At 62.0% G+C, this 25082-nt stretch carries 22 protein-coding genes; 16 read left to right on the forward strand and 6 right to left on the reverse strand.

Annotated features, from left to right (window positions below; translation table 11 throughout):
* Positions 1-63: 63 nt before the first annotated feature.
* Both lldD and GYA94_RS05480 read right to left on the reverse strand, forming a co-directional pair.
* The gene (gene lldD, locus GYA94_RS05475; protein ID WP_009685323.1) at positions 64-1209 is read right to left on the reverse strand and encodes an FMN-dependent L-lactate dehydrogenase LldD; all 1146 of its coding nucleotides are present in this window, start codon (positions 1207-1209) and stop codon (positions 64-66) included.
* Positions 1210-1272: 63 nt separating this feature from the next.
* Positions 1273-2943 (reverse strand): lactate permease LctP family transporter, encoded by a 1671-nt coding sequence (locus tag GYA94_RS05480; RefSeq protein WP_009685324.1) that lies wholly within the window; start codon positions 2941-2943, stop codon positions 1273-1275.
* A 256-nt stretch (positions 2944-3199) separates the two neighbouring features.
* Here GYA94_RS05480 and GYA94_RS05485 point away from each other — a divergent pair, with 256 nt between their 5' ends.
* Positions 3200-3967: a GntR family transcriptional regulator gene (locus GYA94_RS05485; RefSeq protein WP_054881451.1), complete on the forward strand. Its 768-nt coding sequence runs from the start codon at positions 3200-3202 to the stop codon at positions 3965-3967.
* A 169-nt stretch (positions 3968-4136) separates the two neighbouring features.
* Here the strand turns inward: GYA94_RS05485 and smpB are convergent, their stop codons facing one another.
* The gene (gene smpB, locus GYA94_RS05490; RefSeq protein ID WP_029887491.1) at positions 4137-4619 is read right to left on the reverse strand and encodes an SsrA-binding protein SmpB; all 483 of its coding nucleotides are present in this window, start codon (positions 4617-4619) and stop codon (positions 4137-4139) included.
* A 163-nt stretch (positions 4620-4782) separates the two neighbouring features.
* On the opposite strand from smpB, the gene GYA94_RS05495 reads away from it, so the two are divergent.
* Positions 4783-5217 carry a type II toxin-antitoxin system RatA family toxin gene (locus GYA94_RS05495; protein ID WP_161891939.1) on the forward strand — a complete coding sequence of 145 codons (435 nt, stop codon included), beginning with the start codon at positions 4783-4785 and terminating at the stop codon, positions 5215-5217.
* A gap of 58 nt (positions 5218-5275) precedes the next feature.
* Here the strand turns inward: GYA94_RS05495 and GYA94_RS05500 are convergent, their stop codons facing one another.
* Positions 5276-5812, reverse strand: coding sequence for an outer membrane protein assembly factor BamE (locus GYA94_RS05500; protein ID WP_009685330.1), 537 nt, complete (start codon positions 5810-5812; stop codon positions 5276-5278).
* A 97-nt stretch (positions 5813-5909) separates the two neighbouring features.
* On the opposite strand from GYA94_RS05500, the gene fur reads away from it, so the two are divergent.
* Positions 5910-6314: a ferric iron uptake transcriptional regulator gene (fur, locus tag GYA94_RS05505; RefSeq protein WP_009685331.1), complete on the forward strand. Its 405-nt coding sequence runs from the start codon at positions 5910-5912 to the stop codon at positions 6312-6314.
* A gap of 158 nt (positions 6315-6472) precedes the next feature.
* Here the strand turns inward: fur and recN are convergent, their stop codons facing one another.
* Positions 6473-8146: a DNA repair protein RecN gene (gene recN / locus GYA94_RS05510; protein ID WP_029887492.1), complete on the reverse strand. Its 1674-nt coding sequence runs from the start codon at positions 8144-8146 to the stop codon at positions 6473-6475.
* Between the two features lie 192 nt (positions 8147-8338).
* Between recN and grpE the strand changes: the two genes are divergently transcribed.
* The 8 genes from grpE (at position 8339) to GYA94_RS05550 (ending at position 18738) form a co-directional block, all read left to right on the forward strand.
* Entirely contained in the window at positions 8339-8896 is a 558-nt protein-coding gene (grpE, locus tag GYA94_RS05515; protein ID WP_009685333.1) for a nucleotide exchange factor GrpE, read from the forward strand.
* A gap of 101 nt (positions 8897-8997) precedes the next feature.
* Positions 8998-10923: a molecular chaperone DnaK gene (dnaK, locus tag GYA94_RS05520; RefSeq protein ID WP_054912825.1), complete on the forward strand. Its 1926-nt coding sequence runs from the start codon at positions 8998-9000 to the stop codon at positions 10921-10923.
* A 196-nt stretch (positions 10924-11119) separates the two neighbouring features.
* Entirely contained in the window at positions 11120-12244 is a 1125-nt protein-coding gene (gene dnaJ, locus GYA94_RS05525; RefSeq protein WP_009685335.1) for a molecular chaperone DnaJ, read from the forward strand.
* A 13-nt stretch (positions 12245-12257) separates the two neighbouring features.
* Positions 12258-13061: a 4-hydroxy-tetrahydrodipicolinate reductase gene (dapB, locus tag GYA94_RS05530; protein WP_009685336.1), complete on the forward strand. Its 804-nt coding sequence runs from the start codon at positions 12258-12260 to the stop codon at positions 13059-13061.
* Between the two features lie 316 nt (positions 13062-13377).
* Positions 13378-14514 carry a glutamine-hydrolyzing carbamoyl-phosphate synthase small subunit gene (gene carA, locus GYA94_RS05535; RefSeq protein WP_003249935.1) on the forward strand — a complete coding sequence of 379 codons (1137 nt, stop codon included), beginning with the start codon at positions 13378-13380 and terminating at the stop codon, positions 14512-14514.
* A 105-nt stretch (positions 14515-14619) separates the two neighbouring features.
* Complete coding sequence (gene carB / locus GYA94_RS05540; protein ID WP_029885745.1) at positions 14620-17841, forward strand: carbamoyl-phosphate synthase large subunit; 3222 nt, start codon at positions 14620-14622, stop codon at positions 17839-17841.
* Positions 17838-18320 carry a transcription elongation factor GreA gene (gene greA, locus GYA94_RS05545; RefSeq protein WP_029885744.1) on the forward strand — a complete coding sequence of 161 codons (483 nt, stop codon included), beginning with the start codon at positions 17838-17840 and terminating at the stop codon, positions 18318-18320. The genes carB and greA overlap by 4 nt, the downstream gene beginning before the upstream one ends.
* On the forward strand, positions 18298-18738 hold the full coding sequence (locus GYA94_RS05550; RefSeq protein ID WP_080709202.1) for an MFS transporter: 441 nt from the start codon (positions 18298-18300) through the stop codon (positions 18736-18738). The genes greA and GYA94_RS05550 overlap by 23 nt, the downstream gene beginning before the upstream one ends.
* 159 nt (positions 18739-18897) lie before the next feature.
* Here GYA94_RS05550 and yhbY read toward each other — a convergent pair whose 3' ends face one another.
* The gene (yhbY, locus tag GYA94_RS05555) at positions 18898-19206 is read right to left on the reverse strand and encodes a ribosome assembly RNA-binding protein YhbY (protein ID WP_009685341.1); all 309 of its coding nucleotides are present in this window, start codon (positions 19204-19206) and stop codon (positions 18898-18900) included.
* Between the two features lie 102 nt (positions 19207-19308).
* Here yhbY and rlmE point away from each other — a divergent pair, with 102 nt between their 5' ends.
* The 5 genes from rlmE (at position 19309) to tpiA (ending at position 25081) form a co-directional block, all read left to right on the forward strand.
* Positions 19309-19935, forward strand: coding sequence for a 23S rRNA (uridine(2552)-2'-O)-methyltransferase RlmE (gene rlmE, locus GYA94_RS05560; RefSeq protein ID WP_009685342.1), 627 nt, complete (start codon positions 19309-19311; stop codon positions 19933-19935).
* A gap of 203 nt (positions 19936-20138) precedes the next feature.
* Positions 20139-22043: an ATP-dependent zinc metalloprotease FtsH gene (gene ftsH / locus GYA94_RS05565; RefSeq protein WP_009685343.1), complete on the forward strand. Its 1905-nt coding sequence runs from the start codon at positions 20139-20141 to the stop codon at positions 22041-22043.
* A gap of 8 nt (positions 22044-22051) precedes the next feature.
* Positions 22052-22903 (forward strand): dihydropteroate synthase, encoded by an 852-nt coding sequence (gene folP, locus GYA94_RS05570; RefSeq protein WP_029885742.1) that lies wholly within the window; start codon positions 22052-22054, stop codon positions 22901-22903.
* A gap of 16 nt (positions 22904-22919) precedes the next feature.
* Positions 22920-24260 (forward strand): phosphoglucosamine mutase, encoded by a 1341-nt coding sequence (glmM, locus tag GYA94_RS05575; RefSeq protein WP_009685345.1) that lies wholly within the window; start codon positions 22920-22922, stop codon positions 24258-24260.
* 65 nt (positions 24261-24325) lie between these two features.
* On the forward strand, positions 24326-25081 hold the full coding sequence (gene tpiA / locus GYA94_RS05580) for a triose-phosphate isomerase (protein WP_086977100.1): 756 nt from the start codon (positions 24326-24328) through the stop codon (positions 25079-25081).
* Position 25082: the final 1 nt, after the last annotated feature.

The following is a 25082-nucleotide window of genomic DNA, read 5'->3' on the forward strand; positions in this document are numbered from 1 at the left end:
TGGGGCTGTGGCCTCTGCGTGCCACATGCCCCGGGTCTATCAGGCGGTCGTTGGTGCAGGCGCTCAGGCGCCCAGTTCGCGTACCAGGGAGTCGCGGGTGATTTCGCTGATGGTCTTGGCGCCGGTCAGCACCATGGCTACGCGCATTTCCTTCTCGAACAGCTCCAGCAGGTTTTTCACCCCGGCCTGGCCATGCACGGCCAGCGCATAGAGGAAGGCGCGGCCAATCAGCACGGTGTCGGCACCCAGGGCGATCATGCGTACCACATCCAGGCCGCTGCGAATGCCGGAGTCGGCGAGAATCTTCAAGTCACCTTTCACCGCATCGGCAATGGCCGGCAGGGCGCGGGCGCTGGACAGCACGCCATCGAGCTGGCGGCCACCGTGGTTGGACACGACGATGCCGTCGGCACCGAATTTGACCGCATCGCGGGCGTCATCGGCATCCAGGATGCCTTTGATGATCATCGGGCCATCCCAGAACTCGCGGATCCACTCCAGGTCCTTCCAGGAAATGGACGGGTCGAAGTTGTTGCCCAGCCAGCCGATATAGTCGGCCAGGCCGGTCGGGTTGCCCCGGTACTTGGAGATGTTGCCCAAATCGTGCGGGCGGCCCATCACGCCCACGTCCCAGGCCCACTCGGGGTGGGTCATGGCTTGCAGCACGCGGCGCAGCGGCCCGTGCTTGCCGCTCATGCCAGAGTGGGCGTCGCGGTAGCGGGCGCCGGGCACGGGCATGTCCACGGTGAATACCAGGGTCTTGACCCCGGCCGCCTTGGCCCGCTCCAGGGCGTTGCGCATGAAGCCGCGGTCCTTGAGCACGTACAGCTGGAACCACATGGGGCGGTCGATGGCTGGCGCCACTTCTTCGATCGGGCACACCGACACCGTAGACATGGTGAACGGTATGCCATGGGCCGCCGCCGCCCGCGCCGCCTGTACTTCGCCACGGCGGGCGTACATGCCGGTGAGGCCGACCGGGGCCAGGGCCACGGGCATGCTCAGGGTTTCGCCGAACAGTGTGGTCTGCAGGCTGAGCTCGGACATGTTCTTCAGCACGCGCTGGCGCAAGGCAATGCTTGCCAGGTCGGCGACGTTGTGGCGCAGCGTGTGCTCGGCGTAGGCACCGCCGTCGGCATAGTGGAACAGGAAAGGAGGCAGCTTGCGTTGGGCCGCGGCGCGATAGTCGGTAGAGGCAGAAATGATCATGGATTCTCGCAGCGTTGCTTGGGGGGTATGCCAGGCGCCCGATGGCGCCCGGCCCCTTTCACTTTAGTGATGAACCAGCATGCCGGTCAGCCAGTAAGCCTGGATCAGGGTGATCAGGCCGACGATGGTGGCAAAGAACAGGCTGTGCTTGACGGTGAAGCGGAACAGGTCGGATTCCTTGCCGACCAGGCCGGTGGCGGCGCAGGCCACGGCGATCGATTGCGGCGAGATCATCTTGCCGGTCACGCCGCCGCTGGTGTTGGCCGCTACCAGCAGGGTGTCGTTGACCCCGATCTGGTGGGCAGTGGTGGCCTGCAGCGAGCTGAACAGGGCGTTGGACGAGGTGTCCGACCCGGTCAGGAACACACCCAGCCAGCCAAGGAACGGCGAGAAGAACGGGAACGCCGCGCCAGTGCCGGCCAGCACCAGGGCCATGGTCGACGACATGCCCGAGTAGTTGGTGACGAAGGCGAAGGCCAGCACCATGCCGATCGACAGGATGGGCCAGCGCAGCTCCCAAAAGGTCTCTTTGAAAGTGGTAAGACCAGTTTTGAAATTGATTTTCAGCACCGCCATGGAGATCAGTGCCGAGAGGAAGATCGCGGTGCCGGTGGCGGAGATCGGGTCCAGCTTGAACACTGCGGGCATGGCGGTTGGCGCGGCCACGATCGGTGCGGTCTTGATCACCAGTTGGTCAAGGTGCGGGATGGCGAAGTTGAACACGAAGTTGTACATCGCGCCGCCCGGAGCGAAGGCTGCCTTGAACGGTTTCAGGGTCCAGATGGTGACCAGCACGGTCAGGATCAGGAACGGCGACCAGGCCTTGAAAATTTCGCCAAAGCTGTAAGGGCTTGGCTGGCTGCCGCTTGGCTGCACCACGGCGGCACCCACGCTGGCCTTGGCTTCGCCGAACGCGCGCTTGGGTTGCCACACTTTCAGGAACAGGGTGAGGCAGATCAGGCTGGCCAGGGCCGAGGTGATGTCTGGCAGCTCGGGGCCAATGAAGTTCGAGGTGAAGTACTGGGTCACGGCAAAGCTCAGGCCGGCGACCAGGGCCGCAGGCCAGGTTTCTTTCACACCGCGCAGGCCGTCCATCATGAACACCAGCCAGAACGGCACGAACAGCGACAGCAGCGGCAGCTGGCGGCCGGTCATGGCGCCGATGTGGAAGGCGTCGATACCGGTCACCTGGCCGGCCACGATGATCGGGATGCCCAGGGCGCCGAAGGCGACCGGTGCGGTGTTGGCGATCAGGCACAGGCCGGCGGCGTACAGTGGGTTGAAGCCCAGGCCGACCAGCAGTGCGGCGGTGATGGCCACCGGCGCGCCGAAGCCTGCTGCACCTTCCAGAAACGCGCCGAAGCAGAAGCCGATCAGCAGTACCTGCAGGCGCTGGTCGTCGGTGATCGACAGCACCGAGCTGCGGATCACTTCGAACTGGCCGCTCTTGACCGTGAGTTTGTACAGGAACACCGCGGCAACGATGATCCAGGCAATTGGCCAAAGGCCGTAAAGGAAGCCGTAACCTGCGGCAGCCAGCGCCATGTCGACCGGCATCTGGAAGGCGAATATGGCCACCAGTACCGACAAGGCCAGGGTAATGCTACCCGCCACGTGGCCCTTCAGGCGGAACACGGCGAGGGCAAGGAAGAAGAACACGATGGGAATGACCGCCGCCAGTGCGGACAGGCCAAGACTACCAAGCGGGCTATAGAGTTGTTGCCAGGTTTGCATATGGGGTGGCCCCTAATTGTTGTTGGTCAGGCGCTGGCATTGGATAATTGGTAAGACCAATTTACAATGGCTGGTCGCTAGGTTAAAAGCGCTGTCGTGGGTGTGTCAATTTGTCCCGTGCAAAACTTTGGTCGCGTGCCGATGAGTGGGCAGCTGATGTGCCGGGAAAATCGTGGCCTGGTGGGTGTTCGCGCGCTCTGGATCGGCGAGAATAGGCACCCCCCTGGTGTGTGCCGGGGTTTGTGGAGAGCATGTGATGGTTTTTGATCAGGTTCGCCAACGGCGCCTGTCCGACGACATCGTCGATCGGTTGGAAGCGATGATTCTGGAGGGCACCCTCACGTCGGGGCAGCGGCTGCCCGCCGAGCGTGCGCTTGCCGAACAGTTCGGCGTGTCGCGCCCGTCACTGCGTGAGGCGATCCAGAAGCTGGTGGCCAAGGGCTTGTTGGTCAGCCGGCAGGGGGGCGGCAACTTTGTCGCCGAGTCGCTGGGGTCCACCTTTAGTGACCCGCTGTTGCAGTTGCTGGAGCACAGCCCCGAGGCCCAGCGCGACCTGCTCGAGTTTCGCCATACACTGGAGGCGTCTTGTGCGTATTACGCGGCGCAGCGCGCTACCGAGCCAGACCGGGCGCGGCTGAAGGCGGCGTTCGACACGCTGCAGGACTGCTACGCCAGGGTCGATGAGGTGACCCGGGCCGAGGAGGGCGCGGCCGATGCGCGCTTCCACCTGGCAATTGCCGAGGCCAGCCATAACGCGGTGCTGTTGCACACCATTCGTGGCCTGTTCGACCTGCTCAAGCGCAACGTGGTGACCAACATCGGTGGCATGTACCAGCAGCGGACCGAGACCCGCGACATGCTGATCAGCCAGCACCGCGAGCTGTACCTGGCGATTGTCGAAGGCAGGGCGGAGGAGGCGCGAGAGGTGTCCAGCCGGCACATTCTGTATGTGCAGGAAGTGCTGGAAGAAGCGCATGAGGAGGCGCAGCGGGTGGCGCGGGCGGAGCGGCGTAGCGGGCGCTGACTCGGTCTCTTCATGCATGTGCGGTTAATGTGGGAGCGGCCTTGTGTCGCGATGGGCTGCGAAGCGGCCCCTGGGCTTCGGCAATGAGCCGAGATTGCTGGGGCTGCTTCGCAGCCCATCGCGACACAAGGCCGCTCCTACACTGACCGCGCTGATGACAAAGAAGATTTTAGTCTTCCTTGCCCTTGTTGCGCACCGCCCGCTGCAGCTCGCGGTTGGAATCGCGTTCGCGCACGGTGTCGCGCTTGTCGAATTCCTTCTTGCCCTTGCCCAGTGCAATTTCGCACTTGATCAGGTGCTTGCTCCAGTACAGCGACAACGCCACGCAGGTGTAACCCTTTTGCGCCACCGCCGCTTCCAGGCGCTCAAGCTCGCGCTTGTTCAGCAGCAGCTTGCGCGTGCGCATCGGGTCGGCGATCACGTGGGTGCTGGCCGTGGTCAGCGGGGTGATGTGGCTGCCGAACAGCCAGGCCTCACCGTCCTTGAGCAGCACGTAGCTGTCCACGAGGTGCGCCTTGCCGGCTCGCAGGCTTTTTACTTCCCAACCGGACAGGACCAGCCCGGCCTCGAACTTGTGTTCGATGAAGTAATCGTGTCGCGCTTTTTTGTTCTGCGCGATGGTCCCGGTCGGATGTTTCTTTTGTTTAGCCATAGGGCCGGCATTATAGGCAAGACCGTGCGTCGTTCGCTATGGGATTTCGGTGTGCTTGAGCCACCGCAATGAATACCGGACAATACAAGCCCTGTCCTGCCGACAGAATCTGTTTTTGGCACGCTGCGAAGCGCCGCCACCCAGCCTTGGAAGTGACGCCTGGATGACTACCCATATTCAACGCTCCGCCCTGCTGCCATACCCCGCCCAGGCGCTCTACGATCTGGTCAACGACGTGGCCAGCTACCCGCAGTTCCTGCCGTGGTGCTCGGCCGCGACGGTGATCGACAGCAGCGAAACGCACATGCGTGCCAAGCTCGAAGTGGCCAAGGGCGGCATGAGCCAGCACTTTGTGACGCGCAACGTGCTGGTGCCCGGGCAGTCCATCGAAATGAACCTGGAGGAAGGCCCCTTTACCCAATTGCATGGGGTGTGGGTGTTCAAGCCTTTGGGCGACAAGGCCTGCAAAATCAGCCTGGACCTGTCGTTCGACTATGCCGGGCCCATTGTGCGTGCCACGTTGGGGCCGCTGTTCAACCAGGCGGCGAACACCCTGGTCGATGCGTTCTGCCAGCGTGCCAAGCAGCTGAACGGCTGATCAGGCAGGCAGCAACAAAAAAGCCCGGAACAAGTCCGGGCTTTTTTGTTGCTTTCGATTACCGGGTTTCCAGCGGTGCTGGCGTAGGCACCGGGGTGGTCTCGATGGTATCGATTTCGCGCTGGATGGCCTCTTCGGTCGAACCAGGCTTGGCAGGTTGCTCCGCAGGTTGCGTGGCGGGCTGCTCGGTTTGGCCTGGCTCGGTGCCGGGGCTGACCGTGGTATCGCTGCTGCCACCCAGAATTTCCTGGTCGCGGCTAACGCCTGGCATAAAGTCGCCAGACAGGCTGACCAGTTGGTCGCTGTCGTTGAAGAAAATGCTCATGCGCTCCTGCTGGCGTTGGCCGCCACCAGGCTGCAGGCTGTACAGGTAATCCCAACGGTTGGTGTTGAAAGTGTCCTGAATCAGCGGGTTGCCCATGATAAACCGCACTTGCCGTCGGGTCATTCCCGGGCGCAATTGGTCTATCATGTCCTGCGTGACGACATTGCCCTGCTGGATGTCGATTTTGTAAACCCCGGGAAACGAGCAACCGGCGAGTGCGAGCAGTCCCGCGAGGGCGAGGCTGTTTAGCAAGAGCTTGGTGTTTTGCATCGGTGGGCGACTTCCACTATCTTGGCTGGACAACGTAAACCCCGATCATACCCGTATTAAGAGAAGCTGCGAAGCAGCATCGGCGAGAAAGCTGACCATGGTTGAAAATAGCGAATTACGCAAAGCCGGTCTCAAGGTAACCCTGCCTCGAGTCAAGATCCTTCAGATGCTCGACTCTGCCGAGCAGCGTCACATGAGCGCCGAGGATGTCTACAAGGCGCTGATGGAGGCTGGCGAGGACGTTGGCCTGGCTACCGTGTACCGCGTACTGACCCAGTTCGAAGCGGCGGGTCTGGTGGTTCGCCACAACTTCGACGGCGGTCATGCGGTATTCGAACTGGCCGATGGCGGTCACCACGACCATATGGTCGACGTGGATACCAGTGAAGTCATCGAGTTCATGGACGCCGCCATCGAGAAGCGTCAGCGTGAAATCGTGGAGGAACACGGTTTCGAGCTGGTGGACCACAATCTGGTCCTGTACGTGCGTAAGAAGAAGTAACGATTCAATCGTTATGGACAGCAAAGGCGACCTTCGGGTCGCCTTTGTGCTTTTTGGGGTCTTGAGGTTTTGAGGGCGACGCTGGCCCTTGTGGGAGCGGCCTTATGTCGCGAAAAGGCCGCTCCTAACAAGGCGCGCGCCGGGCTTGTATGGCGGCATTAAGCCTTGCTGGTGACCACCATCTTGCGCGCATGCGCCAGGGATTCCTTCGTGAGGTCGATGCCGCCCAGCATGCGTGCGACTTCTTCCACGCGCTCGCGCTTGCCCAGGCTAGCCACGGCGGTATGGGTGGTGTCGCTGTTGCGCACCTTGTGCACGAACAGGTGGTGGTGCCCCTGCGCTGCCACCTGCGGCAGGTGGGTCACGGTCAGCACCTGGCCGCGCTCACCCAGCCGGCGCAGCAACTGGCCGACGATTTCTGCGGTGGGCCCGCCGATACCCACATCCACTTCGTCGAATACCAGCGTGGGAATGCGCGAGGTCTGTGCCGTGATCACCTGGATCGCCAGGCTGATGCGCGACAGTTCGCCACCCGACGCAACCTTGGCCAGGCCCTTGAGTGGCTGCCCCGGGTTGGCGCTGACCAGCAGCTCGATCTGCTCCAGGCCATGCGGCGAGAGTTCCGTACCCTCGTGCGGGGTCAGCTCGATACGGAAGCGCCCGCCAGGCATGCCCAGGCGCTGGATTTCCTGTTCCACCGCCACCGCCAACTGCTGGGCGGCCTGCCGGCGCAGGGCGCTGAGTTCGCTGGCCCGCTCTTTATAGTGCTGGGCGTACGCAGCCAGCTCTTCGCCCAGCTGTTCAATCGATTCATCGCTGGCGTTCAGGCCTTCCAGCTCTTCCATCAGTTGCTGCTGCAGGTGGGGCAGCTCGGTCGGGTGCACACGGTGTTTGCGCGCCAGGGTATAGATGGTGTCGAGGCGCTCCTCCAGTGCTTGCAGGCGCATCGGGTCGGCATCGAAGTTGTCCAGGAAGCGGTTGAGCTCACCCACCGCTTCTTCAACCTGGATCTGCGCGCTGGCGATCAGGTTGGCCGCCTCGGTCAGCGCCTTGGGCGACTGGGTGGCGGCGCCCAGGCGGTTGAGGCTGGCGGTGAGGGCGCTGAGCACGTTGCCCGAATCGCTTTCGCTGCACTGGTCGATGACCTGGCGGCAGATACCGAACAGGGCTTCGGCGCTGGTCAGGTTCTTGTGTTCCTGCTCCAGCTGTTCCAGCTCGTGCTCGCCGAGGGCGAGGTTGTCCAGCTCTTCCAGCTGGTAGCTGAGCAGTTGATGGCGGGCGCGCTGCTCGTCACCGGAGTTGGACAGGCGCTCCAGTTCCAGGCGGGTTTGCTGCCAGCGTTTGGCGGCCAGTTGCACCTGGCGGGCCAGGTCGACAGCACCGGCGTACTCGTCTAGCAGGCGGCGGTGGGTGTCGGTTTTCAGCAGCGACTGGTGCTCATGCTGGCTGTGGATGTCGATCAGCAGTTCGCCCAGGGCCTTGAGGTCGCCGAGCGGGCACGGGGTGCCGTTGATGTAGCCCCGGCTGCGCCCTTCGGCGGTGATGACCCGGCGCAAAATGCACAGGCCGTCGCTGTCCATGTCGCGCTCGGCCAGCCAGGTGTGCGCCTCGGGGATGTCCACCAGGTCGAAGGTGGCCAGGATATCGGCCTTGTCGGTGCCAGGGCGCACCACGCCGCTGTCGGCCCGGTCGCCCAGGGCCAGGCCGAGGGCGTCGAGCATGATCGATTTGCCAGCGCCGGTTTCGCCCGTGATGACGGACATGCCGCGGGCGATTTCGAGGTCGAGGTGTTCGACGATGGCGTAGTTGTGAATGGACAGGTGCACCAGCATGGGGGCGGCTCCCGAAAAGTCAGGTCTGGTTATTTATACAGTACTTTTTTCGGGCCTGCCAATGCCTCTTGGCGGATTCTGTTTGTGCCTGAAAACCCGCTTGCCCCTTGAAGCTGGTTTTTCCGGCCCCATATAGCCGACAACCAAGGCGAGCCTGGCTCGCAGTCCACAAAATTGCGCAGGAGAGACCCCATGGCTGACGAACAGCTGAACGAAAAAGACCTTAATGTTGAAGAAACCGGTGCCCAAGCCACTGCGGATGCCCGTGTTCTGGAACTCGAGGAACAGCTGGCCGCCGCCAAGGACCAATCGCTGCGCGCCGTGGCCGACTTGCAGAACGTGCGCCGCCGCGCCGAGCAGGATGTCGAGAAAGCCCACAAGTTCGCCCTGGAGAAGTTCTCCAGCGACCTGCTGCCGGTGATCGACAGCCTGGAACTGGCCCTGGCCCACTCCAGCGCCGAGGATGAAAACGTCAAGCAGATCCGCGAAGGCGTGGAACTGACCCTGAAAATGTTCCAGGACACCCTCAAGCGCTACAACCTCGAAGCGGTCGACCCGCATGGCCAGCCGTTCAACCCTGAGCACCACCAGGCCATGGCCATGCAGGAAAGCGCTGACGTAGAGCCTAACAGCGTGTTGAACGTGTTCCAGAAGGGCTACCTGCTCAACGGCCGCCTGCTGCGCCCCGCCATGGTGGTGGTCAGCAAGGCGCCGAGCGCGGCGCAACCCTCGATCAATGAAAAGGCTTGAAATCCGTCGGGGCATCCCCATCTAGGTGTCAAGCCTTCAAGTATTACCGCAGTTGGCCAAATTAGTCGCTGCTACCAAATTCAAGTTTCGGGAGAGTTAACATGGGCAAGATCATCGGTATCGACCTGGGGACCACCAACTCGTGCGTCTCTATTCTGGAAAACGGTAACGTCAAAGTCATCGAAAACGCCGAGGGTGCGCGTACTACCCCTTCGATCGTGGCCTACGCCAACGATGGCGAAATCCTGGTTGGCCAGTCGGCCAAGCGCCAGGCCGTCACCAACCCGCACAACACCCTGTTCGCCGTGAAGCGCCTGATCGGCCGCCGCTTCGAAGAAGACGTCGTGCAGAAAGACATCAAGCTGGTGCCCTACAAAATCGTCAAGGCCAACAATGGCGACGCTTGGGTACAAGCGGGCGGCAAAGACATGGCACCGCCGCAAATCAGCGCTGAAGTGCTGAAGAAAATGAAGAAAACCGCCGAAGACTACCTCGGCGAGGCCGTGACCGAAGCGGTAATCACCGTGCCGGCCTACTTCAACGACAGCCAGCGCCAGGCTACCAAAGACGCCGGCCGCATCGCGGGCCTGGACGTAAAACGTATCATCAACGAGCCGACCGCCGCTGCACTGGCCTACGGCATGGACAAGGCCAAGGGCGACCACACCGTCATCGTCTATGACCTGGGTGGTGGTACCTTCGACGTGTCGGTCATTGAAATTGCCGAAGTCGACGGCGAGCACCAGTTCGAAGTACTGGCTACCAACGGCGACACCTTCCTGGGTGGCGAAGACTTCGACATGCGCCTGATCGACTACCTCGTCGACGAGTTCAAGAAAGAGTCGGGCATGGACCTGAAGAACGATCCACTGGCCCTGCAGCGTCTGAAAGAAGCTGCTGAAAAAGCCAAGATCGAGCTGTCGTCCGCTCAGTCGACCGACGTCAACCTGCCGTACATCACTGCAGATGCCACCGGTCCGAAGCACCTGAACGTGAAAATCTCCCGCGCCAAGCTGGAGTCGCTGGTCGAAGACCTGGTTACCCGTACCATCGAGCCATGCCGCGTAGCGCTGAAAGACGCCGGCATCGACGCCAGCAAGATCGACGACGTGATCCTGGTCGGTGGCCAGACCCGTATGCCGCTGGTGCAGAAGGCCGTTGCTGACTTCTTCGGTAAAGAAGCCCGCAAGGACGTCAACCCGGACGAAGCCGTGGCCATGGGTGCTGCCATTCAGGGCGCGGTACTGGCAGGTGACGTGAAAGACGTGCTGCTGCTGGACGTCAGCCCGCTGACCCTGGGTATCGAAACCATGGGCGGCGTGATGACTTCGCTGATCGAGAAGAACACCACCATCCCGACCAAGAAGTCGCAGGTGTTCTCGACTGCCGACGACAACCAGGGCGCTGTGACCATTCACGTGCTGCAGGGTGAGCGTAAGCAGGCTGCGCAGAACAAGTCGCTGGGCAAGTTCGACCTGGCCGACATTCCGCCAGCGCCACGCGGTGTGCCGCAAATCGAAGTGACCTTCGACATCGACGCCAACGGCATCCTGCACGTCAGCGCCAAAGACAAGGCCACCGGCAAGTCGCAGTCGATCGTGATCAAGGCCAACTCCGGCCTGTCGGACGAAGAAATCGAGCGCATGGTGCGTGACGCCGAGGCCAACGCTGAGGAAGACCGCAAGTTCGAAGAGCTGGCTGCTGCCCGTAACCAGGGTGATGCGCTGGTTCACTCGACCCGCAAGATGGTCGCTGACGCCGGTGACAAGGTTACCGCTGAAGAGAAAACCGCCATCGAGGCTGCCGTGGTTGCCCTGGAAGCCGCTGTCAAAGGCGACGACAAGGCCGCCATCGACGCCAAGGTCGAAGAGCTGTCCAAGGTCTCTGCCCCGGTTGCCCAGAAGATGTACGCCGAGCAGTCGGCCGAACAGCCTCAGGGTGGCGCGCAGCAGGCCGAGCCGGAAGCCAAGCACGATGACGTGGTTGACGCCGAGTTCGAAGAAGTCAAAGGCGACGACAAGAAGTAATCGTTGCATGTTGTCGGCCAGTTCACCGTGGTTTGTCGGTGAACTGGTAGGATGTCGCCGCGCGGGGGCTTGCTCCCGCGTTGGCGTATCTGGAATTCGAGAATTTTTACAGCATCTGTCAGCGGCCCCGGTGGGCGAGCGCAGGTGCTGATGGCGTGGCGCAGATGCCACACGCCCAACAAGGTGCAAATGACCTATGTCCAAGCGTGATTATTATGAGGTTCTGGGTGTCGAGCGCGGCGCCACCGAGGCAGACCTCAAAAAGGCTTATCGCCGTCTGGCGATGAAATACCACCCGGACCGCAACCCGGGCGATAAAGAGTCCGAAGACAAGTTCAAAGAGGCTAACGAGGCCTACGAAGTGCTGTCTGATGCCAGCAAGCGCGCGGCGTTCGACCAGTATGGCCATGCCGGTGTCGACCCGAGCATGGGTGGCGGCGGCCCTGGTTTCGGTGGCGCCAACTTCTCCGACATCTTCGGCGATGTGTTCAGCGACTTCTTCGGCGGTGGCCGCGGTGGCGGACGCGGTGGCGCCCAGCGTGGCAGCGACCTGCGTTACACCCTGGAGCTGAACCTGGAAGAAGCGGTGCGCGGTACTACGGTCAGCATCCGCGTGCCGACCCTGGTCAACTGCCAGCCATGCGATGGCTCCGGCGCCAAGAAGGGCTCCACCCCGTCGACCTGCCCCACCTGTGGTGGCATCGGCCAGGTCCGCATGCAGCAGGGCTTCTTCTCGGTGCAGCAAACCTGCCCGCGTTGCCATGGCCAGGGCAAGATCATCACCGACCCTTGCACCTCGTGCCACGGCGAAGGCCGCGTCGAGGAATACAAGACCCTGTCGGTCAAGGTGCCGGCCGGTGTCGATACCGGTGACCGCATCCGCCTGTCGGGTGAAGGCGAGGCCGGCACCCATGGTGGCCCGACCGGCGACCTGTATGTGGTGATCAGTGTGCGTGAGCACGAGATCTTCCAGCGTGACGGCAAGCACCTGTACTGCGAAGTGCCGATCAGCTACACCGATGCTGCCCTGGGCGGCGAGTTGGAAGTGCCGACCCTCGATGGCCGCGTGAAGCTGCGTATTCCGGAAGGCACCCAGACCGGCAAGCAGTTCCGCTTGCGCGGCAAGGGTGTGGCGCCGGTGCGCGGTGGTGGTGCCGGTGACCTGCTGTGCCGTGTGGCGGTGGAAACCCCGGTCAACCTCAGCCGCCGCCAGCGCGAACTGCTCGAAGAGCTGCGTGATTCGCTGGAAGGCGACAGCTCGCACTCGCCCAAGGCCAGTGGCTGGTTCGATGGCGTGAAGCGCTTCTTCGGCGATCTCTGACAAGGAAAAGGCTATGCGACGTATTGCAGTGATGGGCGCGGCAGGGCGTATGGGCAAGACCCTCATCGAGGCCGTGCAGCAGCAACCCGGCGCCGGGCTGACGGCGGCGGTCGACCGCCCGGACAGCTCGCTGGTCGGCGCCGATGCCGGTGAACTGGCGGCCCTGGGGCGCATTGGTGTGCTGCTGTCCGACGACCTGGCCAAGGTGGTGGACGAGTTCGACGTGCTGATCGATTTCACCCACCCGTCGGTCACCCTGAAGAACCTGGCGTTCTGCCGCAAGCACGGCAAGGCCATGGTCATCGGTACCACCGGTTTCACCGTCGAAGAAAAGCAGTTGCTGGCCGAGGCGGGCAAGGACATTCCAATCGTGTTCGCTGCCAACTTCAGCGTTGGCGTCAACCTGAGCCTGAAGTTGCTCGACATGGCGGCGCGCGTGCTGGGCGATGATGTGGATATCGAAATCATCGAGGCGCACCACCGCCACAAGGTTGATGCCCCTTCGGGTACGGCGTTGCGCATGGGTGAAGTGGTTGCCAATGCGCTGGGCCGCGACCTGCAGGAAGTGGCCGTGTATGGCCGTGAAGGGCAGACCGGCGCGCGCGACCGCAAGACGATCGGCTTTGCCACCGTACGTGCCGGCGACGTGGTCGGTGATCACACCGTGCTGTTCGCTGCAGAAGGCGAGCGCCTGGAGATCACCCACAAGGCCTCCAGCCGCATGACCTTCGCCAAGGGCGCGGTGCGTGCGGCGCTGTGGCTCGACGGGCGTGAGCCTGGCCTGTACGACATGCAGGATGTGCTTGATCTGCGTTAAGCAGTGAGGGCTGTGTTGGGTTATTCGCGGGCTTGCCCGCTCCTACAGATTTTGTGCAAGGCCCAAGCCCTGTGGGTGCGGGCAAGCCCGCGAAGAAGCCAACACAATAGTCAGCCTGTCGCATCGATGTGTTTTAGAGGCACATATGCGGTAGACCGAAAACGCACTTTTCTGTAAGCTACAGCTTTAGTGTGTCCACTAAAAGCGCGCAGCGAATTGAATTCAGCACATGAAAGCGGGGTGACGTGTCCATACGTCACTCCGCTTTTTTGCAACCTGCGATCGCCCTTTCATGCTTGATTTACGGGAGGTCTTCTTGACAAAGCCAGCCATACTCGCCCTTGCCGACGGCAGTATTTTTCGCGGTGAAGCCATTGGTGCCGACGGTCAGACCGTTGGTGAGGTGGTATTCAACACCGCTATGACCGGCTACCAGGAAATCCTTACAGACCCTTCCTACGCGCAGCAAATCGTCACCCTGACCTACCCGCACATCGGCAACACCGGTACCACCCCGGAAGACGCCGAGTCCAACCGCGTGTGGTCCGCCGGCCTGGTCATCCGTGACCTGCCGCTGCTGGCCAGCAACTGGCGCAACACCCAGTCGCTGCCGGAGTACCTCAAGGCCAACAATGTGGTTGCCATCGCCGGCATCGACACCCGTCGCCTCACCCGCATCCTGCGTGAGAAGGGCGCCCAGAACGGCTGCATCCTGGCGGGTGACAACATCAGCGAAGAGGCGGCCATCGCCGCTGCCCGCGGTTTCCCGGGCCTCAAGGGCATGGACCTGGCCAAGGTGGTTTCCACCAAGGAACGCTACGAGTGGCGCTCCAGCGTGTGGGAGCTGAAAACCGACAGCCACCCGACCATCGACGCGGCCGACCTGCCCTACCACGTGGTGGCCTTCGACTACGGCGTCAAGCTGAACATCCTGCGCATGCTGGTTGCCCGTGGCTGCCGCGTGACCGTGGTGCCGGCCCAGACCCCGGCCAGCGAAGTGCTGGCGCTCAACCCGGACGGCGTGTTCCTGTCCAACGGCCCTGGCGACCCCGAGCCGTGCGACTACGCCATCCAGGCCATCAAGGAAATCCTCGAAACCGAGATTCCGGTATTCGGCATCTGCCTGGGCCACCAGTTGCTGGCGCTGGCCTCCGGTGCCAAGACAGTGAAAATGGGCCATGGCCACCACGGTGCCAACCACCCGGTGCAAGACCTGGACACCGGCGTGGTCATGATCACCAGCCAGAACCACGGCTTTGCCGTTGACGAAGCCACCCTGCCGGGCAATGTCCGCGCCATCCACAAGTCGCTGTTCGACGGCACCCTGCAGGGTATCGAGCGTACCGACAAGAGCGCGTTCAGCTTCCAGGGCCACCCTGAAGCGAGCCCAGGCCCGACCGACGTCGCGCCACTGTTCGATCGTTTCACCGATGCCATGGCCAAGCGCCGCTGAGCATCCTGCTTCAAGGCCCCGGGCCGGCACACGCCGCGCCCGGCAGCGCCTGACCCAGATTGTTCAAAGCGGCTTGCCGACTGACCCCGGATTTGAGTGACCACCATGCCAAAACGTACAGACATCAAAAGCATCCTGATTCTCGGCGCTGGCCCGATCGTGATCGGCCAGGCCTGTGAATTCGACTACTCCGGCGCCCAGGCTTGCAAAGCCCTGCGCGAGGAAGGTTTCCGCGTCATCCTGGTGAACTCCAACCCAGCCACCATCATGACCGACCCGGCCATGGCCGACGCCACCTACATCGAGCCGATCAAGTGGCAGTCGGTGGCCAAGATCATCGAGAAAGAGCGCCCAGACGCCGTGCTGCCGACCATGGGTGGCCAGACTGCACTGAACTGCGCCCTGGACCTGGAGCGCCACGGCGTTCTGGAAAAGTTCGGCGTAGAGATGATCGGTGCCAACGCCGACACCATCGACAAGGCCGAAGACCGCTCGCGCTTCGACAAGGCCATGAAGGACATCGGCCTGGAGTGCCCGCGTTCGGGTATCGCCCACAGCATGGAAGAGGCCAATGCGGTGCTGGAGAAGCTGGGCTTCCCTTGCATCATCCGCCCGTCGTTCACCATGGGCGGCACTGGCGGCGGTATTGCCTACAACCGTGAAGAATTCGAAGAAATCTGCACCCGTGGCCTGGACCTGTCGCCAACCAAGGAACTGCTGATCGACGAATCGCTGATCGGTTGGAAAGAGTACGAGATGGAAGTGGTCCGCGACAAAAAGGACAACTGCATCATCGTCTGCTCCATCGAGAACTTCGACCCGATGGGCGTGCACACCGGTGACTCGATCACGGTTGCCCCGGCGCAGACCCTGACCGACAAGGAATACCAGATCATGCGCAACGCCTCGCTGGCGGTGCTGCGTGAAATTGGTGTGGAAACCGGTGGTTCCAACGTGCAGTTCGGTATCTGCCCGAACACCGGCCGCATGGTCGTGATCGAGATGAACCCGCGCGTATCGCGTTCCTCGGCACTGGCGTCCAAGGCTACGGGCTTCCCGATCGCCAAGATCGCCGCCAAGCTGGCCATCGGCTACACCCTCGACGAGCTGCAGAACGACATCACCGGCGGCCGTACCCCGGCCTCCTTCGAGCCGTCGATCGACTACGTGGTCACCAAGCTGCCGCGCTTCGCCTTCGAGAAATTCCCCAAGGCCGACGCCCGCCTGACCACCCAGATGAAGTCCGTGGGTGAAGTCATGGCCATCGGCCGTACCTTCCAGGAGTCCCTGCAGAAAGCCCTGCGTGGCCTGGAAGTCGGCGCTTGCGGCCTCGACCCGAAAGTCGACCTGGCCAGCCCGGAAGCTGCCAGCATCCTCAAGCGCGAGCTGACCGTGCCGGGTGCCGAGCGTATCTGGTATGTCGCCGACGCCATGCGTTCGGGCATGACCTGCGAAGAAATCTTCAATCTGACCGGCATCGACATGTGGTTCCTGGTGCAGATGGAAGACCTGATCAAAGAAGAAGAGAAGGTCAAGACCCTGGCCCTGTCTGCCATCGACAAGGACTACATGCTGCGCCTCAAGCGCAAGGGCTTCTCTGACCAGCGCCTGGCCAAGCTGTTGGGTATTACCGACAAGAACCTGCGCCGCCACCGCCACAAGCTCGAAGTGTTCCCGGTGTACAAGCGCGTCGACACCTGCGCCGCCGAGTTCGCCACCGACACCGCCTACCTGTACTCCACCTACGAGGAAGAGTGCGAGGCCAACCCGTCGACCCGTGACAAGATCATGATCCTGGGCGGTGGCCCGAACCGTATCGGCCAAGGTATCGAGTTCGACTACTGCTGCGTACACGCGGCCCTGGCGCTGCGTGACGACGGTTACGAGACCATCATGGTCAACTGCAACCCGGAAACCGTTTCCACCGACTACGACACCTCCGACCGCCTGTACTTCGAGCCGCTGACCCTGGAAGACGTGCTGGAAGTGTGCCGCGTCGAGAAGCCCAAAGGCGTGATCGTGCACTACGGCGGCCAGACCCCGCTGAAACTGGCGCGCGCCCTGGAAGAGGCCGGTGTGCCGATCATCGGTACCAGCCCGGACGCCATCGACCGCGCCGAAGACCGCGAGCGCTTCCAGCAGATGGTCCAGCGCCTGAACCTGCTGCAGCCGCCAAACGCGACCGTGCGCAGCGAAGAAGAGGCCATTCGTGCCGCCGGCAGCATCGGCTACCCGCTGGTCGTGCGCCCATCCTATGTACTGGGTGGCCGTGCCATGGAGATCGTCTACGAACTGGACGAGCTCAAGCGCTACCTGCGTGAGGCTGTTCAGGTTTCCAACGACAGCCCGGTACTGCTCGACCACTTCCTCAACTGCGCCATCGAAATGGACGTGGATGCGGTGTGCGACGGTACCGACGTGGTCATCGGCGCGATCATGCAGCACATCGAACAGGCCGGCGTTCACTCCGGTGACTCGGCATGCTCGCTGCCACCTTACTCGCTGAGCAAGGGCGTGCAGGACGAAGTGCGCGAACAGGTCAAGAAAATGGCCCTGGAGCTGGGCGTGGTCGGCCTGATGAACGTGCAGCTGGCCCTGCAGGGCGACAAGATCTACGTGATCGAAGTCAACCCGCGTGCATCGCGTACCGTGCCGTTCGTGTCCAAGTGCATCGGCACTTCCCTGGCCATGATCGCGGCCCGCGTCATGGCTGGCAAAACCCTCAAAGAGCTGGGCTTCACCCAGGAAATCATCCCGAACTTCTACAGCGTCAAGGAAGCCGTCTTCCCGTTCGCCAAGTTCCCAGGGGTTGACCCGATCCTCGGCCCTGAGATGAAATCGACCGGTGAGGTCATGGGTGTTGGTGACAGCTTCGGTGAAGCCTTCGCCAAGGCCCAGATGGGTGCCAGCGAAGTGCTGCCTACTGGCGGCACCGCGTTCATCAGCGTGCGTGACGACGACAAGCCACAAGTGGCTGGCGTTGCCCGTGACCTGATCGCCCTGGGCTTCGAAGTGGTTGCTACTGCCGGCACCGCCAAGGTTATCGAGGCGGCTGGCCTGAAAGTGCGCCGCGTGAACAAGGTGACCGAAGGCCGCCCGCACGTGGTCGACATGATCAAGAACGACGAAGTGTCGCTGATCATCAACACCACCGAAGGCCGCCAGTCGATCGCCGACTCCTACTCGATTCGCCGCAATGCGCTGCAGCACAAGATTTACTGCACCACTACCATTGCGGCTGGTGAAGCCATCTGCGAGGCGTTGAAATTCGGTCCAGAGAAGACTGTTCGTCGCCTGCAGGATCTGCATGCAGGACTCAAAGCATGAGCATTACCAAATACCCGATGACCGTCCAGGGAGCTCGCGCCCTGGAAGAGGAGCTGACCTTCCTGAGCAAGACCGAGCGCCCGCGCCTGAGCCAAGCCATTGGTGAAGCGCGTGAGCTGGGCGACCTCAAGGAAAACGCCGAATACCATGCCGCGCGTGAAGAGCAGGGCATGGTCGAGGCGCGTATCCGCGATATCGAAGGCCGCCTGCAGAACTCGGTGGTGATCGACGTCACCACCATCGCTCACACCGGCAAGGTGATTTTTGGCACCACCGTGGTGCTGGCCAACACCGAAACCGATGAAGAAGTGACCTATCAGATCGTTGGCGAAGATGAAGCCGATGTGAAGAAAGGCAAGCTGTCGAACAGCGCCCCGATTGCCCGTGCCATCATTGGCAAGGAAGAAGGGGATACCGTTGTCGTCAAGACGCCTAACGGTACGGTCGAGTACGAGATTGTCGAAGTCAAACACATCTGACCGGCGCCTGCGGGCGCCATCCCTCGAGGGGATCCTCTGGCAACTGGCCCAGGTGTTCTGGGTCGGTGGCCTGTGGGTGTTCCATGTGGGGCTGGTGCCTGCGCTCAAGGTCAGCGGCCTGGCGCCGCTGCTGGTGCAGGATATCGCCGGGCAGATCGACCGCTGGTTGATCGGCGTGGCGTTGCTTGGTTTGTTGACCCAGCTGGCTGTGCTGGCAAGGGTGGAAGGCCTGGCGGCCTGGTGGCGGCAGTTTCGCGGCCAGATGCTGTTGCTCGGCTTCGGTGCGTGTGTGGGGTACTACACCCTGCGTTACGGCATTTCCGTTGGCGAGCGCTGGCAGATGTTCTGCTTCCTGGTGCTGGGCTTCTCCGGCATCGTGCTGGTGGCCCAGCCGGTGCCGGTCAAAGCCCGGCGCTAGCCCAGACTGCCGCAGTCCCTTGTAGGAGCGGCCTTGTGTCGCGATGGGCTGCGAAGCAGCCCCCAGATATCAGCTTAACCAAAGATATTGCAGGGGGCCGCTTCGCAGCCCATCGCGACACAAGGCCGCTCCTACACAGGAGTCGCGCTATCCTTTCCGTTACTTGTAACGGTGAATGTTGGACAGCTGCTTGTTCGGTTGTGGGTTCTTGCGGTAGATCAGGGCTTTCTTGCCGATGGTCTGCACCAGTTCAGCGCGGCCGGCCTTGCACAGCTCGGCGATGGTCTCGGCGCGTTCTTCGCGGTCTTCCGAGCGAATCTCGACCTTGATCAGTTCATGATCGACCAGTGCGCGTTCCAGCTCGGCGACCACGCCTTCATTCAAACCATTGCCAGCAACGATCAGGACCGGCTTCAGGTCATGACCAATGGACTTGTATTGCTTCTTCTGCTCGTTATTGAGCGGCATAATCTGACCCTTTCCGTCTGATTCTGTAAAATTGACCGGCATTTTACCCGAGGGCCACCGGCTCCGCCCAGTCAATCACGACGCATATCATCGAGGTGCCCCGTGGTACAACGTTCCAAAAGCAGCGCAAACTGGCTGCGAGAGCATTTCAACGATCCTTTTGTGAAACAGGCACAGAAGGACGGCTACCGCTCGCGTGCGAGCTACAAACTGCTGGAGATCCAGGAGAAGGACCGCCTGATCCGCCCCGGCATGAGCGTAATCGACCTGGGTGCGGCCCCGGGCGGGTGGTCGCAGGTGACCAGTCGTCTGATTGGCGGCCAGGGCCGGCTGATCGCTTCGGATATCCTGGAAATGGACTCGATCCCCGACGTTACCTTCATCCAGGGCGATTTCACCGAAGACGCCGTGCTCCAGCAAATCCTCGACGCGGTCGGTGATTCGCACGTGGACCTTGTGATTTCCGACATGGCCCCCAATATGAGTGGTACGCCCGAAGTGGACATGCCACGTGCCATGTTCCTCTGCGAGCTGGCCCTGGACCTGGCAACCCGCGTGCTCAAGCCTGGCGGGGATTTCCTGATCAAGATTTTCCAGGGCGAAGGTTTCGACATGTACCTGAAGGACGTGCGCACCAAGTTCGACAAGGTGCAGATGCGCAAGCCTTCTTCATCGCGGGACCGCTCGCGTGAACAGTACCTGTTGGGCAAAGGTTTCAAAGGCGCTTGAAAGGCGTGAAGCGCGGCGGCCGATAGTTATTTCCAATCGGCCGCGGCGTCAGGATCGTCCGAACTTCGTGTAGTCTAGCTTTCACAAAGGGTTACAGACGGTGCCTGCGGCTGCGTAGGTAATGTAGTAAGTTAGGGCGATGAATATCATGCGAGGCACGGCTGCGTCGTGCGCCGGCCTCAGAGGGTAGCGAATTGAACGACATGGCAAAGAATCTGATCCTGTGGTTGATCATCGCAGCTGTCCTGGTGACAGTGATGAACAACTTCTCCAGCCCTAACGAGCCGCAGACCCTCAACTACTCCGACTTCATCCAGCAGGTCAAGGATGGCAAGGTCGAGCGTGTGACCGTCGACGGCTACATCATTACCGGCAAGCGCTCCGATGGCGACAGCTTCAAGACCGTGCGCCCGGCCATCACCGATAACGGCCTGATCGGCGACCTCGTCGACAACCACGTAGTGGTCGAAGGCAAGCAGCCTGAGCAGCAGAGCATCTGGACGCAGCTATTGGTAGCAAGCTTCCCGATCCTGGTGATCATCGCCGTGTTCATGTTCTTCATGCGCCAGATGCAGGGCGGTGCCGGTGGTAAAGGGGGGCCCATGAGCTTTGGCAAGAGCAAGGCGCGCCTGCTGTCCGAAGACCAGGTCAAGACGACCCTGGCCGACGTCGCCGGTTGCGACGAGGCCAAGGAAGAAGTTGGCGAGCTGGTCGAGTTCTTGCGTGACCCGGGCAAGTTCCAGCGCCTGGGCGGCCGTATTCCGCGTGGCGTGCTGATGGTAGGCCCACCCGGTACCGGTAAAACCCTGCTGGCCAAGGCCATTGCCGGTGAGGCAAAAGTCCCGTTCTTCACCATTTCCGGTTCGGACTTCGTGGAAATGTTCGTCGGTGTCGGTGCCAGCCGTGTGCGCGACATGTTCGAACAGGCCAAGAAGCATGCACCGTGCATCATCTTCATCGACGAGATCGACGCCGTGGGTCGCCACCGTGGTGCCGGCATGGGCGGTGGTCACGACGAGCGTGAGCAAACCCTGAACCAGTTGCTGGTGGAAATGGACGGCTTCGAGATGAACGATGGCATCATCGTCATCGCCGCCACCAACCGCCCGGACGTACTCGACCCGGCGCTGCTGCGCCCCGGCCGTTTCGACCGCCAGGTGGTGGTCGGCCTGCCGGACATCCGCGGCCGCGAGCAGATCCTGAAGGTGCACATGCGCAAGGTGCCGGTCAGCGAGAACGTCAACCCGGCCGTTATCGCGCGGGGTACGCCGGGCTTCTCCGGTGCCGACCTGGCCAACCTGGTCAACGAAGCTTCCCTGTTTGCCGCCCGCTCCAACAAGCGCCTGGTGGAGATGAAGGAGTTCGAGCTGGCCAAGGACAAGATCATGATGGGCGCCGAGCGCAAGACCATGGTCATGTCCGAGAAAGAAAAACGTAACACTGCCTACCACGAGGCAGGCCACGCCATCGTCGGCCGCCTGGTGCCTGAGCACGACCCGGTCTACAAGGTTTCGATCATCCCGCGTGGTCGTGCCCTGGGTGTGACCATGTTCCTGCCGGAAGAGGACCGTTACAGCCTGTCCAAGCGTGCCTTGATCAGCCAGATCTGCTCGCTGTACGGCGGTCGTATTGCCGAAGAGATGACCCTGGGCTTCGACGGGGTTACCACCGGCGCTTCCAACGACATCATGCGTGCCAGCCAGATCGCACGAAACATGGTGACCAAGTGGGGCCTGTCCGAAAAACTCGGTCCGTTGATGTATGCCGAAGAAGATGGCGAGGTGTTCCTGGGCCGCAGCGCTGCCAGCCAGCACGCCAGCGTTTCCGGCGAAACCGCCAAGCTGATCGACTCCGAGGTGCGCAGCATCATTGACCAGTGCTACGCCACGGCCAAGCAGTTGCTGGTCGAAAACCGCGACAAGCTCGAAGCAATGACCGAAGCGCTGATGAAGTATGAGACCATTGATGCCGATCAGATCGACGACATCATGGCTGGGCGTACGCCGCGCGAGCCGCGTGACTGGGACGATGATACGGATTCGGGCACGCCTGCTGCCCAGAACGATCGTCCGGAATCGCCGATTGGCGGCCCGGCAGCTCAACACTAAGGGCATCTATGAGCTCAGTGCAGTACCCGACCCGGTTGCCTTGCGGCAACCGGGTTCTTGATTTGTCACGTACCCATGTCATGGGTATTCTCAATATCACCCCCGATTCCTTCTCCGATGGCGGGCGCTTCAACCAGCGCGACGAGGCCTTGCGCCATGCCGAAGCCATGGTTGCCGCCGGTGCCACGCTGATCGACATCGGTGGTGAGTCTACCCGGCCTGGGGCGCGCGCCGTTTCGGTCACCGAGGAGCTCGAGCGTGTGGCGCCGATGGTCGAGGCCATCAACAGTCGCCTGGACGTGGTCATTTCCGTCGATACCTCGACCCCGGCCGTCATGCGTGAGTCTGCGCGCCTTGGCGCCGGGTTGATCAACGACGTGCGTGGCCTGGAGCGCGACGGCGCCCTGGATGCCGCTGCCGCCACCGGCCTGCCGGTGTGCCTGATGCACATGCGTGGCGAGCCGGGCAACATGCAGGACGACCCGCACTACGAGAACGTGACTGCCGATGTTGCCCGGTATCTGCAGCAGCGCATGGCGGCCTGCGCATCGGCCGGTATTGATGAACAACGCATCATCCTTGACCCGGGCTTCGGTTTCGCCAAAACGCTGGCGCACAACCTGAGCTTGTTCAAGCACATGGAAACGCTCCATCGTCTTGGGCGCCCACTGCTGGTGGGGGTCTCGCGAAAGAGCATGATCGGCCTGACGCTGGAACGTCCGGTCGACGAGCGCCTGTACGGCAGCCTGGCACTGGCGGCCCTGGCCATGACCAAGGGCGCGAGCATCCTGCGTGTCCACGACGTGGCCGAAACGGTCGATGTGGTGCGCATGATCGCTGCGGTACAAGGCGCCGAATAAGAACATTGGAGTCCCTATGAGCAGAAAATACTTTGGTACCGACGGCATTCGTGGCCGCGTCGGCGAATACCCGATCACCCCGGACTTCATGCTGAAGCTGGGTTGGGCGGCCGGCATGGCCTTCCGCAAGCTCGGCCACTGCCGGGTGCTGGTGGGCAAGGACACGCGTATCTCCGGCTACATGTTCGAGTCTGCCCTCGAAGCCGGCCTGTCGGCGGCAGGCGCCGACGTGATGCTGCTGGGGCCGATGCCGACACCGGCCATCGCCTACCTCACGCGTACCTTCCACGCCGAAGCCGGTATCGTCATCAGTGCCTCGCACAACCCGCATGACGACAACGGCATCAAGTTCTTCTCGGGCCAGGGCACCAAGCTGCCGGACGACGTCGAACTGATGATCGAGGAACTGCTCGATCAGCCGATGACCGTGGTCGAGTCGAGCAAGCTGGGCAAGGTGTCGCGTATCAACGATGCTGCTGGCCGCTACATCGAGTTCTGCAAGAGCAGCGTACCGAGCAGCACCAGTTTCGCAGGCCTCAAGCTGGTGGTCGATTGCGCCCATGGTGCCACTTACAAGGTTGCGCCAAGCGTGTTCCGCGAGCTGGGTGCCGATGTCACTGTGCTGCATGCCCAGCCCGACGGGTTGAACATCAACGAAAACTGCGGCTCGACCCATATCGAATCGCTGCAGGCTGCGGTGCTGGTCGGGCATGCCGATCTCGGCATTGCCTTCGACGGTGACGGTGACCGCGTACTGATGGTTGACCACACCGGGGCGATCGTCGATGGCGACGAGTTGCTGTTCATCATTGCCCGCGACCTGCAGGAGCGTGGCAAGCTCCAGGGCGGGGTAGTGGGTACGCTGATGAGCAACCTGGGCCTGGAGCTGGCGCTCAAGGACCTGGATATCCCCTTCGTGCGGGCCAAGGTCGGTGACCGTTATGTGATGGCCGAGCTGCTGGAGCGTGAGTGGCTGGTGGGCGGCGAGAACTCGGGCCACGTGGTGTGCTGCAACTACACCACTACCGGTGACGCGATCATTGCCGCGTTGCAGGTGCTGATGGCGCTCAAGCGCCGCGGCGAGGGCCTGGCCCAGGCCCGCCAGGCCCTGCGCAAATGCCCGCAGGTGCTGATCAATGTGCGCTTTGGCGGCAGCAAGGTCGACCCGCTGCAGCACCCGGCCGTGCAGGAAGCCAGCGCCAAGGTCACCGAGGCGCTGGCGGGGCGCGGGCGTGTGTTGTTGCGCAAGTCCGGTACCGAGCCGCTGGTGCGGGTAATGGTCGAAGGCGAGGACGAAGCGCAGGTGCGTGGCCATGCCGAAGCCCTGGCCAAACTGGTTGGCGAAGTTTGTGTCTGAAGGCGCTTGCCAGCGCAGATCTGGTTGGGTAAGATCTGCGCCCACTTTGACCGACGAGGTAAAGCATGCGTCGCCCTATGGTAGCTGGTAACTGGAAGATGCACGGTACCCGCGCTAGCGTCGCTGAGCTGACCGAAGGCTTGAGCAATCTCGCCTTGCCGAGCGGAGTGGAAGTCGCAGTATTTCCACCGGCCTTGTTCATCAATCAAGTGATCGATGGCCTGGCGGGTAAAGAAATTACTGTCGGTGCACAGAATTCTGCTGTACAACCCGAACAGGGTGCGCTGACCGGGGAAGTTGCTCCCGAGCAGCTGGTTGAAGCAGGTTGCAAGTTGGTGTTGATTGGCCATTCCGAGCGTCGCCAGATCATTGGCGAAACCGACGAAGTGCTGAATCGCAAGTTTGCAGCGGCCCAGGCCAAAGGTTTGAAGCCAGTGCTTTGCATAGGGGAAACCCTGGAAGAGCGCGAGGCAGGCAAAACGCTCGAAGTTGTCGGGCGTCAACTAAGCAGTATCATCGAAGCATTCGGTGTTAAGGCTTTTGCCAATGCAGTAATTGCCTATGAGCCTGTATGGGCCATCGGCACTGGCCTTACGGCCACGCCACAGCAGGCTCAGGATGTGCACGCCGCCATCCGCGGCCAGCTGGCGGCAGAAGATGCTGAAGTGGCTGCGAAGGTGCAGTTGCTCTACGGCGGCAGCGTGAAGGCGGCCAATGCGGCCGAACTGTTCGGCATGCCGGATATCGATGGGGGGCTCATTGGTGGAGCGTCCCTGAACGCAGACGAATTCGGTGCAATTTGTCGCGCCGCAGGAAACTGAA

It is taken from the genome of Pseudomonas juntendi, from assembly GCF_009932375.1.
Taxonomy (GTDB): domain Bacteria; phylum Pseudomonadota; class Gammaproteobacteria; order Pseudomonadales; family Pseudomonadaceae; genus Aquipseudomonas; species Aquipseudomonas juntendi.